General features: G+C 66.4%; 11 protein-coding genes and 1 tRNA gene. 1 reads left to right on the top strand and 11 read right to left on the bottom strand.

Annotated elements, in window-relative coordinates; translation table 11 throughout:
* Positions 1-84: 84 nt before the first annotated feature.
* Both purK and purE read right to left on the bottom strand, forming a co-directional pair.
* Complete coding sequence (purK, locus tag PSRA_RS07980) at positions 85-1,281, bottom strand: 5-(carboxyamino)imidazole ribonucleotide synthase (protein ID WP_094661401.1); 1,197 nt, start codon at positions 1,279-1,281, stop codon at positions 85-87.
* A gap of 400 nt (positions 1,282-1,681) precedes the next feature.
* Positions 1,682-2,179: a 5-(carboxyamino)imidazole ribonucleotide mutase gene (gene purE / locus PSRA_RS07975; protein ID WP_094661371.1), complete on the bottom strand. Its 498-nt coding sequence runs from the start codon at positions 2,177-2,179 to the stop codon at positions 1,682-1,684.
* A 197-nt stretch (positions 2,180-2,376) separates the two neighbouring features.
* On the opposite strand from purE, the gene PSRA_RS07970 reads away from it, so the two are divergent.
* A tRNA-Arg gene (locus PSRA_RS07970) sits at positions 2,377-2,450 on the top strand.
* A 409-nt stretch (positions 2,451-2,859) separates the two neighbouring features.
* Here the strand turns inward: PSRA_RS07970 and PSRA_RS07965 are convergent.
* The 9 genes from PSRA_RS07965 to PSRA_RS07930 all read right to left on the bottom strand — a co-directional run bounded on the left by PSRA_RS07965 (position 2,860) and on the right by PSRA_RS07930 (position 14,894).
* A complete protein-coding gene (locus PSRA_RS07965) occupies positions 2,860-3,828 on the bottom strand; it encodes a hypothetical protein (RefSeq protein ID WP_094661370.1) in 969 nt (322 codons plus the stop codon).
* A 4-nt stretch (positions 3,829-3,832) separates the two neighbouring features.
* Positions 3,833-4,333 (bottom strand): hypothetical protein, encoded by a 501-nt coding sequence (locus tag PSRA_RS09255; RefSeq protein WP_143516424.1) that lies wholly within the window; start codon positions 4,331-4,333, stop codon positions 3,833-3,835.
* 143 nt (positions 4,334-4,476) lie between these two features.
* Positions 4,477-6,510, bottom strand: a complete 2,034-nt coding sequence (dnaG, locus tag PSRA_RS07960; protein ID WP_094661369.1) for a DNA primase — start codon at positions 6,508-6,510, stop codon at positions 4,477-4,479.
* Between the two features lie 185 nt (positions 6,511-6,695).
* Positions 6,696-7,970 (bottom strand): deoxyguanosinetriphosphate triphosphohydrolase, encoded by a 1,275-nt coding sequence (locus PSRA_RS07955; RefSeq protein WP_094661400.1) that lies wholly within the window; start codon positions 7,968-7,970, stop codon positions 6,696-6,698.
* A 53-nt stretch (positions 7,971-8,023) separates the two neighbouring features.
* Entirely contained in the window at positions 8,024-9,379 is a 1,356-nt protein-coding gene (gene alr / locus PSRA_RS07950) for an alanine racemase (RefSeq protein WP_094661368.1), read from the bottom strand.
* A gap of 390 nt (positions 9,380-9,769) precedes the next feature.
* Positions 9,770-10,291 (bottom strand): S-ribosylhomocysteine lyase, encoded by a 522-nt coding sequence (locus PSRA_RS07945; RefSeq protein ID WP_094661367.1) that lies wholly within the window; start codon positions 10,289-10,291, stop codon positions 9,770-9,772.
* A gap of 209 nt (positions 10,292-10,500) precedes the next feature.
* Positions 10,501-12,492: a DNA helicase RecQ gene (recQ, locus tag PSRA_RS07940; protein ID WP_094661366.1), complete on the bottom strand. Its 1,992-nt coding sequence runs from the start codon at positions 12,490-12,492 to the stop codon at positions 10,501-10,503.
* A 54-nt stretch (positions 12,493-12,546) separates the two neighbouring features.
* Positions 12,547-13,731, bottom strand: a complete 1,185-nt coding sequence (locus PSRA_RS07935; protein WP_094661365.1) for a cystathionine gamma-synthase — start codon at positions 13,729-13,731, stop codon at positions 12,547-12,549.
* A 92-nt stretch (positions 13,732-13,823) separates the two neighbouring features.
* Entirely contained in the window at positions 13,824-14,894 is a 1,071-nt protein-coding gene (locus PSRA_RS07930; protein ID WP_094661364.1) for a PLP-dependent cysteine synthase family protein, read from the bottom strand.
* Positions 14,895-15,273: the final 379 nt, after the last annotated feature.

Here is a 15,273-nt window from a genome sequence, read left to right as displayed (position 1 = left end):
GCCTGTCGCCGGTTGGCGTCTTCGATCGGCGCGTATCGGCCGGCGCGCCCGTCCCCTCGTCGAACGGACGAGCCCGGCACATCGTTACGCGCGCAGGTCGTCCCAGCAGCCCGTGGCCTCGAGCGCGGCCGCCGTCGCCGCCGTATCGTCGGTCAGAACCGTGATATGGCCCATCTTGCGGTCATGGCGCACCTCGGACTTGCCGTAATCATGCGTGAACCACTCGGGATGCGAGCCGATGAGCGCGCGCGTCGGCGCCACATGCTGGCCGAGCACGTTCACCATGACGGCGGGGCTCAGCAGGCGCGGCTCGGGCAGCGGCCATCCGGCGATGCCGCGGATATGCGCCTCGAACTGGTCGATGGAGCACGCCTCGATGGTGTAATGCCCGGAGTTATGCGGGCGCGGTGCGAGCTCGTTGACGAGCACGCCTCCGTCCTTGAGCACGAACAGCTCGATGGCGAGCGTTCCGGCGAGGCCGAAGCCCTCGGCCAGGCGCAGCGCAAGGTCGCGTGCCTCGCGGGAGAGCCGGGAGTCCGGGTCCACGGCGTGTTCGGCCGGGGCGATCGTCATATGCAGGATGTTGTTGCGGTGCACGTTGCGCACCACCGGGAAGGTGACGAACTGCTCGCCATTGCCGCTCACGAGAATGGAAGCCTCGTAGGCGAAGTCGACGAAGCCCTCGAGGATCGACGGGGCGAAGGCCTGGGTGGCGGCGGTGTTGGCGGCGGTTTCGGCGGAGTCAGCCGCTGGCGCGGGGCCCCACGGCCTCGTCGTCGCCACGATGTCGATGTCCTCGGGCGTGCGCAGCACGAACTGGCCGTGGCCATCGTATCCGCCGCGCGTCGTCTTGAGCACGGCGGGCAGGCCGAGCTCGGCGACCGCCGCGCGCAGGTCGTCGATGCTGTTGACCGGGCGCCACGGAGCGGTGCCGATGCCGTGACTGTTGATGAAGGTTTTCTCCTGGATGCGGTCCTGCGTCACGCGCAGGAGGTCGGTTCCCTGCGGGATCTCGGTGATGTCGCGCACGGTGTCGAGCGCGTCGGCGTCCACGTTCTCGAATTCGTAGGTCAGCGCGTCGCTGCGTTCGGCGAGGCGGCGGATGGCCGCGTCATCGTCGTAATCCGCCACGATCTGCCAGTCTCCCACCTGCGCGGCCGGGCAGTCGGGCGTCGGGTCGAGCACGCCGATGCGGAAGCCCATGTATTTCGCGGACAGGGCCATCATCTGGCCGAGCTGCCCTCCTCCCACGATTCCGATGGTGGATCCGGGTTGCAGCATCTTCAGCTTGCTCATCGCGCTTCCTTTGTCGGCTCGCCCGGCCCGCGCGGGCGAGCCGGTCTGTCTGAGGTCGGTATCGGGTCTTGTGTCTTGCGGGGTCTGGGCCCCTGTGTCCGGGGCCTGTGTCTGGGCCCTGCAGTGTCTTGCGGCATGCGGCACCGGGAACGGCGTCCGCTGTCGCGCACCTATCTTACCCACCGCGCCGCGGTGAACGCGCCTCTGTGAGCAAGACGACACTTCCGGCGACGGATGGCGAATGGGGTCGGACCACATTGCGGCGGCGCCATCGTATGCCTTTCCGCCGCAAAAAGCGGAGCGGAGGCATCGTATGCCCTCGCGGCGCGCAGGGCACGACGCCGGAAACCCAAGCGCGGCCTTCCGACGCCTTTCGCGCCAGATTTCAGACGAGCTCCTCGTTCGACTTCGCGACCTTCTCCTTGAGCTCGTTGCGGTAATCAGCAAGGGCCTGAGCAAGGCGCTCGTCGGTGGTCGACAGAATCTGGACCGCGAGCAGACCCGCGTTCGTGGCGCCGGAGTTGCCGACCGCGGTGGTGGCGACGGGGATGCCGCCGGGCATCTGCACGATGGACAGAAGCGAATCCCAGCCGGACAGCGCGTGGGAGCGCACGGGGACGCCGATAACCGGAAGCGTGGTCTGCGCGGCGATCATGCCCGGCAGATGCGCGGCGCCACCCGCGCCGGCGATGATGACATGCAGTCCATTGCTGCGCGCGCCATGGGCGAAGTCGGCCATGAGTTCGGGCGTGCGGTGGGCGGAGATCACCTGCTTCATATACGGCACCTCGAAACGATCGAGAATCTCGCAGGCGTGCTTCATGGTCTCCCAATCGCTCGACGAGCCCATGACGACGGCAACAAGCGGCTTGTTCTCAGGCATTTTTCCTCCATCGCCGGTCCCGCATCCTTTGCGGGTCACGACTTTCCCAGTCTACGCGACGGGTGGGATTGCGGGGAGCGGCGGCTTCGACGTCGGTGCCGGGTTGGATGACGGCGGCGACGCGCGACGACGGGGCGCACGATGACGAATCCGCGTGCTGTGAGTACAATGCCATGTGGAGCGATGACCGCTCCGCCGCCCCAGTAGCTCAGTTGGATAGAGCAACGTCCTTCTAAGTCGGAGGTCGCCGGTTCGAATCCGGCCTGGGGCACCCGACTCCCCCGCCCGCCCACGCCCTCGCGCCGGCGGGCGGTTTACGGCGAACAATCCTCACCACGAACGCCCAATCGTAGGAGAAAACCGGCACTCCGAACCAAACCAAGCCTTCATGGCGAACAATCCTCACCACGAACCGCCCGCCGAGCGCCAAAGCACCCACCGGAACGGAAAACCACCCCTCATGGCGAACAATCCTCACCACGAACGCCTAATCGTAGGAGAAAACCGGCACTCCAAGCCAAACCAAGCCTTCATGGCGAAGAATCCTCACCACGAACCAACAATTCCGACACAAACCAGCCAGCCCGAACCAAAACCAACCCTTCATGGCGAAGGATCCTCACCACGAGCCGCCCACCGAGCGCCAAAACACACTCGGCCCCGGCAACGCCACAAAATCATCAGCGTTCCGGCGCCTTCGCCGCTTCCGCCTTTCGCCGCCACCGGTCGGCTATCCGATGCAGCGGCAACGGATCGCGCACCGGAACCTTCGTCCGGCAACGCCGCTCCATCCGCTCGGCAACGGCCTTGGCAATCTCCATTCTCCTCGCATCATTCGCCAAATCCGGTCGGAAAACACCGAGTCGAAGCCATTGAGCATTGTCAAGCGCACGGATACGCGCCTGGTCATACTCCCAATTGTCCGCATGCTGTCTTCCGTCGTATTCAACCGCTACCTTGACCTCCGGATAGGCGAGATCCAGATAGAAACAGCGCTGCTTCCCGTCCGCCCCGGTACACGTCACCTGATGGTTCACTTCCGGACACGGCAATCCATGACTGACCAGCGCCAAGCGCAATTGCGACTCCATGAAGGAATCCGTATTCGCCCGCATCAGCCACAAGGCGCGCCGGCAATTACGGAATCCCACGGGAGCCCGCCTTTTCCGCGTAGCGAGTTCGGCTTCGATGTCATCGCACAATGTCCTGAAAATGCTGGGTTGCAACACGCGAATCTGGTCACTGCGACGCATCATGGCATCTCCAAGCAGCACAAGGTCATGCAGATCGAGGAAACGAGCCGCCATCAGCCAGGTGGTGCCCGGCGCCACGCATTCGACGCCGTCTCGCGTCACCGTCTGCAAGGCATATGACCACTCGGTGCACCTGACCCCGTTGATTCGCCGGCGTTCCGACCGGGACGTGGCCACAACAGAGAGATCCTGCGAATCAAAGGAACTCGGTACATCGATGCATTGGAGTTTCAGCGCAGTGTCCAACGCGAACACCAGGGGCTTCGCCACATGCTGCTGCAACTCCTTGCAACGCGCGAGGGTTTCGCCACGGACTTTGATGAGACGGACCTCGTCGGTCTCGAACGTATAATGTTGCGATTTCCTGAGCAATCGAGATTGAATGAGTTCTGTCATACGGTCACGATATGGAATCGCGAATCCGACACTCCGCGCCTCCGCCCATTGTGGACAACCGTCGCAACAACACGCCGCACTCGCGCAACTTGTGGATAATTCCAGTAGCTCTTCTGTTCGGTTCATGAATATCCACGATGTTCCCGTCTCCGAAAGCGAACCGGACTCTGCGCACGTCATCCCGCCCATCGCCCCATTCTTGCGATTGCCCTTTCATGGCGAAGAATCCTCGCCACGAGCGCCCAATCGTAGGAGAAAACCGGCACTCCAGGCCAAACCAAACCTTCATGGCAAACAATCCTCGCCACGAACCACCCGCCAAGCGCCAAAACACCCGCCGAGACAAAAAATCACCTCTCATGGCGAACAATCCTCGCCACGAACCAACAATTCCGACACAAACCAGCCAGCCCGAACCAAAACCAACCCTCGTGGCGAAGAATCCTCGCCACGAACCGCCCGCCGAGCGCCAAAACACCCGCCGAGACGAAAAATCATCTTTCATGGCGAACAATCCTCGCCACGAACCGCCATTCCCGACGCAAAACCACCCACCCACACCAAAACCAACCCTTCATGGCGAAGAATCCTCACCACGAAGTCACTCGCGCCCGCGCAGCGCCGCCCGCGCCGCTCACCGCCCCCGCGTCACCGGACGCTGGAGTTGAAGACGAAGTCCTGGATCTGCTTGCGGTTCTGCTCAATGCGGGAGATCTCGCCCAGGAGCCGGAACTTCTCGTCACCTTCGGGGAGCATCTTCATGCGCGAGCGGATCTGGGCGATGCGGCGCATGCAGTCGGCGTCGAGAAGGTTGACCAGCAGCTGCCTGGCGTAGCTGGCCTCCTGCTGGCTGGGCGACCGCAGCGGAGCCACGCCCTCCTGCGCGGCGTCGGCCGCCTGCGGATCCACCGACAGCGGCAGCGGCATGGCCGCCAGCTCCTGCACCACCGGCGCGAGCTCGGGCCCGGCCGCCTGCACGAGGGAGCCGACCCACGCGCTCTGGGTCATCTGCGCGTCGGGCGCCGGCAGCCCGCCCGCCACCTCAAGCGCCTGGAACAGGCTGCGAAACACGGGGGTGAGGAAGCATCGCTCGGTGATGTTGCCGAACTGCGTGGGGTCGAACGCGCGCGGAATCTGCACCACCACGCCCATGAACTGCTGCTCGGTCATGAACACGGTGTCGTCCACACGCCAGTAGTGCTGGTTCTCGGCGTTGGAGCGCGCCACGGCGTACCGCTGCGCGGCATCGAGCTGAGCCTGGCGCTGCGACATCGGCTGCCGCTGCGGCGGCTGCGCGTAGATGTCCTCGTCGCGCACGCCCAGACGCGCCCGCTCGCGGATCACGGCGGCGTTGAGGTCATCAATGGGCACGCCGATATGCCCCGCGGTCTGACGCGTGTACTGGTGTTGCAGCGAAACGTCGCGAATCTGCGCGATGATCGGCGCCACGGCCCGCTCGGCGCCCACCTTGCCGGCGGCGTACTGCGTGTCGAAGCGGTCCACCACCGTGTCGATCACGAAATCGTAGAGCGGACGCGCGTCGGCGATCAGGCTGCGCACGGCGTCCTCCCCGTCCTGGATGCGCAGGTCGCACGGGTCGAGCCCGTCATGCGCCACGGCGACGAAGGCCTGCGTGAGGAACTGCCCGTCGAGGCCGAAGGCGTGCAGCGCGGCCTTCTGCCCCGCCGAATCGCCGTCGAAGGTGAACACAATGCGCGAGCGGCGCATGGGCCCCACCAGATGCAGCCCGCCGAGCTTCTCGTCGGCGATGAGGCGGCGCGCGATCTTCGCATGCTCCTCGCCGAACGCGGTGCCGCAGGTCGCCACGGCCGTGGTCACGCCCGACAGATGGCACGCCATGACATCGGTGTAGCCTTCCACGATCACGATCTGGTGCGTCTTGCGGATGGACTCCTTGGCCATGTCGATGCCGTACAGCACCTGGTTCTTGTGGTACAGCTTCGTGTCCGGCGTGTTGATGTACTTGGCGCCGATGCGGTCGTCGTCGAACAGCTTGCGCGCGCCGAAGCCAAGCGTGCGCCCCGTCGTGTCTCGGATCGGCCAGGTCACGCGGCCGCGGAAGTAGTCGTAGGGCCCGTTCGTGCCCATGCGCGCCAGCCCCGCGCCGACCATCTCGTCGATCGTGAAGCCTTTCGACGACAGGTACCGCACGAGCTCGGACCCGCCGCGCGGCGCGTATCCGCAGCCGAAGCGCTCGCAGTCGGCGCGCTGGAACTTGCGCCCGTCGAGCAGCTGGCGCGCCTTGAGCGCGTCCTTGCTGGTGAGCTGGGAGACGAAGAATTTCTGCGCCTCGGCGCATGCCTCGAGCAGCCGGCTGCGCGTAACGCCCGCGTTCGGCTTGCGCTTGCCGGTGGAGCGGTCCTCGTAATGCAGTTCGTAGTGGTAGCGGTCCGCCACGATTTCGAGGGCCTCGCGGAAGTCGACGCCCTCCCTCTCCTGCACGTAGTCGAAGACGTCGCCGCTCTTGCCGCAGCCGAAGCAGTGCCAGAAGCCGTTCGAGGGGTTGACGAAGAAGCTCGGTGTCTTCTCGTCGTGGAACGGGCACAGGCCCGTGTACTGCGAACCGCTGGATTTCAGCGTCACGTCGTCGGAGACGATGTCATACAGGTTCGCCATGTCGCGGACCTTCTCGATATCCTCCTTGACCACGAACCCGGCCATGCGTCCTCCTTCTTATGTCGGCGTGCGGTGCGGCGCGCGTCAGGGAAAATACACGATGGCGCCGCCGCGCAAGCCATCCCGTACGGATAGCTTACCCACAGGCGCGGCGAGGCGGGACTCTCTCGCAGCAGGCGAACGCCGCGCGACCACGCGCTTGACCCGCGCCGCGCGACCCGTGCCGCGCCCTACCCGCACAGCGTGTCGTGCAGATCCACAGCGCGGATGTCGGTCAGACTCGCCACCTGATCCACGGCCACACGCAGACGCGCGCCGTCATCTCCGGCGCGGCGCCAATCGTCGAGGAAAACGGGGGCGAGCGCGGGATGCGGCTGGGGCGAACGCTCCATGAACACGTCGACGAGGTCGGCGATGATACGCCGCTGGCGTTCATGCAGCGGCTCGGCGGCGCGCGGCGCCATCACGAAATGCACGGCCACGCCCTTGAGCGCCATGATCTCGTACGCGGTGCCCTCCGGAATGACGAGCGAGGCGCCGTAGCGCGTCAGCGGACCGGGTCCGTGCGTATCGCGCGTGGCACGTTCGACGGCGCCGGCGAAACGCCCGATGAGGTCGGACGTCAGGTTCTTCAGCCGCGCGAGACTGCGGCGCGAGCCGTCGAAACCGCCGGCGAACACGCCGTCGTCGCGCAGGCGCCCCACGGCGTCCTCGAGCAGGCCAGGGTCCCAGGCCGGCCCGTACCATGCCCGCGTCTCGTCGATGACGGCCTCCACGATGCGCGGATCGGCCATGGACGCGGGCTCGAAGGCGCCGATGACGATGGCATCCTCCACATCGTGGACGGAATAGGCGATGTCGTCCGACAGATCCATGACCTGCGCCTCGACCGACAGCCGTTCGCCGGGCGCCCCGCGGCGCAGCCAGGCGAAGACCTCGCGCTCCTCGGGGTAGACGCAGAACTTGCGCGTGCCGCGCTCGCGGGCCCGTGCGAGGTCCCACGGGTACTTGACGGCGGCGTCAAGGCAGGCGCGAGTGAGGTTGAGGCCGGCCGAGCGCCCGTCGGCGCGGAACACCTTGGGTTCCAGTCGCGTGAGCAGGCGCAGGGTCTGCGCGTTGCCCTCGAATCCGCCGATCGGGTCGGCGATGCGGGCCAGCTCGGCCTCGCCATTGTGCCCGAACGGCGGGTGGCCGAGGTCATGCGCGAGGCAGGCGCAGTCGACCACGTCGGGGTCGCAGCCCAGCACGGTGGCGATCTGCCGGCCGATCTGCGCCACCTCGAGGGTATGGGTCAGGCGCGTGCGGGCGAAATCGTCGGTTCCGGCCACCAGAACCTGCGTTTTGGCGCCGAGGCGGCGCAGGGCGCTGGAATGCGTCAGGCGCGCCCGGTCGCGCTGAAAGGCGGTGCGCTGCTGGGATTTCCTCGATTCGGGAACCCATCGCTCCATGTCGTCGATGGCATAGCCGCGGCCGGCGGGGATCACCTCGCCGTCGCGTCCGATCATGCCTTCGAACGCGTCGGTGAACGCCGACGCGTGCATGGGCGCACCGCCCGCGGTCACAGGACGCTCTCCGGGTCGAGCATCGCGCGGTCGGCCTCGGGCAGCACGTCGGCGTTGAGATACAGGCGCGGGATGCGGTTGCGCAGGCAGGTGAAGATCTCGTAGCTGATGGTGTCGGCGGCGCGCGCCCAGTCGTCGGCGGTCGGCTCGGCGTAGACCTCGCCGCGGCCGGGGCCGAACAGCACCACGGTGTCGCCTTCGCGCACGCCCAGTTCGCTGGCCTTGCCGCGCAGGTCGAGCACGCACTGGTCCATGCACACGCGACCCGAGACACGCACGATGCGCGGTCCGTCGACGGTCATGAGGCGCACGGGGCCGCCCAGATGCACGATTCCCTTGGCACCGGCGGTGTTGAAGCCGGAGGCCGAGCGATGGATGCCGTCGGCGTATCCCACGGGCATGACGGCGGTGGAGGTGTCTTCCTCGGCGAGGTAGGTGCGACCGTAGGAGATGCCGTGGCCGGCCTCGACGTCCTTGACGGTGCCCAGCTGCGCCTGCAGCGTCATGGCAGGCGTGAGGCCCCAGTCGGAGGGCTCGCCCATGTCGGGGTCGGGCTCGTAGCCGTACAGGCCCACGCCGGGGCGGGTGAGCTCGAAGTGGATCTCCGGACGGTTCAACGTGGCGGCGGTGTTGGCGAGGTGGCGGATGCGCGGCGGAATGCCGGCCTTCTCCATGCGTGCGGTGAAGGCCTTGAAGTTCTCGACCTGGGCGTCGGTGGCGGCGACGAATTCCTCGTTCGACGGCATATCCGCCACGGCGAGGTGGCTCCACTGCCCCACGATGTCAAGGACGCCCTCGGAGGCGTAACGGGTGAGCTTGGCGAGCGCGGCGTCGAAGATCTGCGGCGTGAAGCCGTTGCGGCCGAAGCCGGAGTCGACCTTGACGTGCACGCGCGCGGGACGGCCGATGGTGCGGGCCGCCGCGGCGACGGCGTCGATGCCGTCGAGGGAGCCGACGGAGATGTCGATGTCGTTCTCGATGAGCTCGCCGAAAGGCGCCTCGGCGCCGTTGTACAGCCAGGTGAGGATATGCGCGCGGTCCGGGCCGATGCCGGCCTTGCGCAGCACGAGCGCCTCGTGCGACTGCGCCGTTCCCAGCCATGTGGCGCCGCCGGCGAGGGCCGCGAGCGCCGCGGGCACCAGGCCGTGACCGTAGGCGTCCGCCTTGACGACGCCCATGACGGCGGTGCCGGAGTTCGGGCCGCCGACCACATCGACCAGATGCGCCATGTTGTCGCGCAACGCCTTGAGGTCGACGATCGCCTGCGCCGGATACCTCCTGAGTGCGCGCTCGTAATTCCGTTGTCCTTGCTCACCAGAGATGCGCCACTGCGGCGCCGCGTTCAAAGTCATGTCTCTATTGTGCCGCGCCGTGCATGATGCTTATGTGAAACACGCCCGATTTTGAACTTTTCCCGAAGGAATTTTCCGGATTCCCTGACAGCCGATGCCGGGCGTGTCGAAATTGAACCCGAATACATCACGATTTTGAACTCCGATTTTGAACTATCGTCTGCCATTGAACTGCGCAGCAGAGCCATCGTTGAACTTCCCTTTTGAACTCCTTGCCGGGCTCCCTGCCGAGCTCCGCGTTCCGCCGCAGGAAGCACAAACGGCGGCGGGAAACCCGCCGCCGCGCAGACCATATGCCGGACCTTCCCGGCCACATGTCGGACGCACCGGACACACCGGGCGCTCGCGCGCACCGGACGCATCGCATGCGTTCCGGACACGCCGAACGCGTCAGACGACCTGCGAACGGTCCCAGGCGTCGGCGCTGATGCCCTCGTCAAGGATCTTCTTGGCCCACTCCTTGGCCGTGAACAACGAATGGTCGCGGTAGTTGCCGCAGCTCTTGATGTCATGCGCCGGGACATCGTCCCACGTGGCCTTGTACGCAATGAACTCGAGCGACTCCTTGAGCGCGACGGCCACGTCGTGCGGCGTGGGACGGCCCCATGCCAGCAGGTGGAAGCCCGTGCGGCAGCCGAACGGGGAGCAGTCGATGTAGCCGGGGATGCGTTCGCGCAGCGTCACGGCGATCGTGTGCTCGATCGTATGCAGGCCGCCGGTGGGGATGGCGTTCTCGTTCGGCTGCACGAGGCGCAGGTCGAAGTTCGAGATCTCGTCGCCCTTCGGCCCCTGCTCCACGTCGATGAGGCGCACGTACGGCGCCTTGACCGTGGTGTGGTCGAGGGTGAAGCTCTCGGGAACCGGCTTGTTATCGGCCTGGTTCGTCTGCGCGGTATCCGTGCCCTGGGCCATGTGTTCTCCTTTCCGGGCGGCCGCATGCCGCCCGCATGAATTCGGTGGAATCGTTTCTGTGTCCATTATTCCGCCCGGCGCGGCCTGCCACGCCGGAAGGCTATCGGGAATCGCTATAACCCGTGCCGCTGCCCCGCGCCGCCATCAGCCCCGTGCCGCCGGCTCCTCGCGGTGCCGCCGCCCGCGCCATCGTCAGCCCCGCACCATCGTCAGCCTTTGTCGGCCATGTAGCCGCGAATGGCCTCCATGAAGCGCTCGCCGTAGGCCTCGAGCTTGCGTTCGCCCACGCCGTTGATGGCGAGGAACGCGTCGGCGTCGGTCGGCTTGAGCTCGGCCATCTCGCGCAGGGAGCGGTCGTTGAACACCATATACGGCGGCTTGCCGCTTTCCTTCGCGATGGCGGAGCGCAGCTCGCGCAACCGGTCGAACAGCTCCGGGTCGCTGAGTTTCGCAGTCTCGACGCGCGAGGAGGCGCCGTACATCCCGCCGTCGCGCCAGCCGGAGCCCGAACCGCGTCCGGAGCCGCCGGAGCCGGTATGCGCGGCCTCGCGCTTGATCTCGTAGTGGAAGTCCCCGCGCGCCGCATCGTCCGCGCGCGGCCCGAACACGAGCACGGGATACGCGCCGTTGCTCATATGCACCGCCAGATACCCGTCGGCCACCATCTGCGCGATCACGTCCTTGACGAAAGGCAGCGAGCTCGACCGCAGCGCCCCGTAGGACGGCGCCCGGTCGTAGCCGCGCTTCGCCACGGCCTCGGACTGCGCGCCGTGCAACACCGACGCCACCGTGCCCTTGCCCACCCGCTGGCCCAGGTCCTGCACGCACCGCATGACCTGCACCGCCTCGCGCGTCACGTCGACCGATTCGAATTCGCCGTCGCAGTTCGAGCAGTTGCCGCATTCGCGCGGCGCCGTCTCGCCGAAATACCCGAGCAGCGAGGCGCGCAGGCAGCCGGTGGTGCCGCAGTAGCCGATCATGGCGTTGAGCAGGTCGTGCCGTGACGTGCGCAGCATCTGGCGGTCGGCGTCGGGCATGTCACCCTCGCGGTCGGTGTTGTCGATCTGGCGCGTGCGGAACGACACATCTCCGTCGTTCCATAGCAGCATGCAGCGTCCGGGGTCGCCGTCGCGGCCGGCGCGGCCCGCCTCCTGGTAGTATTCCTCGATGCTCGAAGGCATGTTGTGGTGCAGCACGTAGCGCACGTCGGGCTTGTCGATGCCCATGCCGAAGGCGTTCGTCGCCACGATGACGCGGATGTCGTCGTCGATGAAGGCGTCCTGCACGGCGCTGCGGCGCTCGTCGGGAAGACCCGCGTGGTAGGCGGCCGCATTGATGCCGGCCTGCGCGAGGGCGTCGGCGAGTTCCTCGGTTTCACGGCGCGAGGCGCAGTACACGATTCCCGACTGGTCGGCGTGGTCACGGGCGAAGGAGACGATCCAGTCGTCCTTGGCGCGGCGGGGCAGCTTCTTCGTGCCGAACCACAGGTTCGGACGGTCGAAGGAGGTCTTGAACTGCGCGGGGTCGCGCAGACCGAGGGCGCTGACGATATCCTCGCGCACATGCTCGGTGGCGGTGGCCGTGAAGGCCGCGACGACGGCGCGGGGCGTGCAGGTCTCGAGGAAGTCGCGGATCTGCCGGTACTCGGGGCGGAAATCGTGGCCCCACTGGCTGACGCAATGCGCCTCGTCGACGGCGACCAAGGCCACGGGCGTGGCGGCGATGAGTTCGCGGAAGTCGCGGCGCACGAGGCGCTCGGGCGCGCAGTAGAGCAGGGTGACGCGGTGATGCGCGATGTCGGCCATGACGCGCGCCTCGTCCTCGGGGGCGAGGGAGGAATTGAGGTAGCTGGCGCTGACGCCGACGGCCTGGAGCGCCGAGACCTGGTCTCTCATCAACGATTTCAGCGGCGAGATAACGATGCTCATGCCGATGCCGGGGCCGCCCATGACCCCGGCGAGCATCAGCGCCGGGATCTGGTAGCACAGGGATTTTCCGGCGCCGGTCGGCATGATGGCCACGGTGTCATGGCGTCCGAGGATCGAGGAGATGACGTCCTCCTGGCCGGAGCGGAAGGAATCGTAGCCGTAGACGCGCTTGAGCACGCGCCGGGCCTTGTCGATGCCGCCGACCCGGCTTTCGCGCGGCGGCGCCGCGGTCTGCCGCGCGTTCCCGGCCTGCGGTGTGGTCTGCCCGTCCATGCACGTCCCTTCCGTCATCGGCGCACGGCCGTCGCCGGCATACGGCGCGGCGCCTTACTTCGTTGCGGCGGCGAGGGCCTGGTCGAGGTCTGCGATGAGGTCGTTGACGTCCTCGATGCCCACGGAGATGCGCACGAGGTTGTCGGGCACCTCGTTGCTCGTGCCGGACACGGAGGCGTGCGTCATGGCGGCCGGATGCTCGATCAGGGATTCGACGCCGCCCAGCGACTCGGCCAGCGTGAACAGGCGCGTGGACTCGGCGAATTTCAGCGCCGCCGCCTTGCCGCCGCTCAGCTGCACGGAAATCATACCGCCGAAGCCGCCGTGCATCTGGCGTGCCGCGATGTCATGGCCCGGATGCGATTCGAGACCCGGGTACCACACCTGCTCGATGCCCTCGCCCTTGTTCTTGAGCTCCTCGAGGTGCCGGGCGATGGCCAGGGCGTTCTCGGAGTGACGCTGCATGCGCAGCGGCAGGGTCTTCAGGCCGCGGATCTGGATCCAGGAGTCGAACGGGGACGGCACGGCGCCGGCGGAGTTCTGCAGGAACGCGAACTTCTCGGCCAGTTCGTCATCGTTGAGCACCAGAGCGCCGCCCACCACGTCGGAGTGGCCGCCGATGTACTTGGTGGTGGAGTACGCCACCACGTCGGCGCCCAGCTCGAGCGGATGCTGCAGGGCGGGCGAGGCGAAGGTGTTGTCGACCACGACGGTCATGCCGTGCTCGTGGGCGATGGCCGCGGTCGCCGCGATGTCGGTGACGGCAAGCAGCGGGTTGGACGGCGTCTCGATCCAGATCAGGGCGAAGCTTTCGGAGTTCAGCGCCTTGTTCACGGCGGCGAGGTCGGACACGTCGACGGTGGTGATGTTCACGCCCCACGGAACGAACACCTTCGAGAGGAGGCGGTAGGTGCCGCCGTACACATCGTTGCCCAGCATGACGCGGTCTCCCGGCCTGAGCACGGAGCGCAGCAGCACATCGATGGCGGCCAGGCCCGAGGAGAACGCGAGCGCGTGCTTCGCACCCTCGATGGCGGCGAGCTGCTCGTCGAACACGTTGCGCGTGGGGTTGATGGAGCGGCTGTAGTCATAGCCGTTGACCGGCTGGCCCACATGCGGCTGCTTGAAGGTGCTCGTCATGTAGATCGGCGGCACGACGGCGCCCGTCGTGGGATCCGGCTCCTGGCCGGCGTGGATGGCGCGGGTTGCGATGGCGTCCTGGGAGAAATCGGTGGTCATGGTCTGTCCTTACGTGTGTTGTTGTACGTCTGCGATGGTTGTCGCGCTATGGGGGTTGCGCTATGGAATACGATGCGATGGCGTGCGAGCCGTCACTTCGCCGCCGCCCGGGCGTTCGCGTCCGCCAGCACCTGAGCGATCGTGTTGTCGATGGTCCGCTGCGAGTCGTCGTCGCCGAGCGCGGCCTTCTCGTCGTTGAGGATCTTGCCGAAGCCGTTGGCCTCCAGCCACTGGTCGTTGAAAATCGTCGACATGTAGCTGCGGCCGGAATCAGGAAGGAGCACGACCACGAGGTCGTCCTTCGTCAGCTTCTCCGCCTTCGCCATCTTCAGTGCGCCGGCCACGGCCATGCCGCTGGAGCCGCCCACGAGCAGGCCCTCCTCGCGCGACAGGCGGCGGGACATGGCGAAGGCCTCGAGGTCGGAGACATGGTAGAAGCCGTCGACGAGCGAGGGGTCATAGATGCCCGGGTAGAAGTCCTCGCCGACGCCCTCCACCTTGTAGCCGTGCACATCCTGCGGATTCGAGAAGATCGAGCCGTCCGGATCGGCGCCGATGGCGCGTACCGCGCCGTTCGACACCTCCTTGAGGTATTTGCTCGTGCCCATCATCGTGCCGCAGGTGCCCATGCCTGCCACGAAATGCGTGACCTTGCCGTCGGTGTCGCGCCAGATCTCCGGGCCGGTGGTGCGATAGTGGCTTTCGGGGCCGTTGGAGTTGAAGTACTGGTTGGGCTTGAAGCCGCCGGGGATGAGTTCGGCGAGGCGGTCGGAAACGTTGTAGTAGGAACGCGGGTCGTCGGGCTCGACGTTCGGGGTCACCACCACGGTGGCGCCGTAGGAGCGCAGCACCGCGCGCTTGTCTTCGTTCACCTTCTCGGGCACCACGAATACCGCATGGTATCCGCGCTGCTGGGCGACGAGCGCGAGGCCGACGCCCGTGTTGCCGCTCGTGGGTTCCACGATGGTACCGCCGGGTTGAAGCTTGCCCTCGCGCTCCGCCGCGTCGATGATGCGCTCCGCGATGCGGTCCTTGCTCGAGCCGCCGGGGTTGAAGTACTCCACCTTCACCACGATGCGGGCATCGATGCCCTCCGTGACCTTGTGCAGCTCGACGAGCGGGGTGTTGCCGATGAGATCCGTGACCTTCTGTGCGATCTTCATGATATGTGCCTTACCTGTTTTCCTGGTTCAAGTTTATGGTCTGTGACGGGTGGTGCGAAGCGCGACATGCAATCCGCGATCCGCGCCCATCGGCGGTCCCCAAGGCCCGACGATGATGGAGTCCGTTCGCCGTGCGTGTAAGGCTGGCAGTCGCCGCGCATATAAGAGTGCCTGAATTCCGAATTCCGCCTCGGATGGGTGCGGATTCGCTGTCAGGAGATGAAACCCGATCGGGTAAGACATCGTTCAATTCTGGTATGCGTCACGCGACGCACAGCCACCGGCTGGCGTCGTTAGCGACAACAACACGAGAAATTGAACTTCATAATTGCGACTATACCACATGATTCCCGCCCCCGTTAACATATCCGAAACCAAG

Source organism: Pseudoscardovia radai, from assembly GCF_002259605.1.
Lineage (GTDB): Bacteria > Actinomycetota > Actinomycetes > Actinomycetales > Bifidobacteriaceae > Pseudoscardovia > Pseudoscardovia radai.
This window is presented reverse-complemented; position numbering and strand designations above follow the sequence as displayed.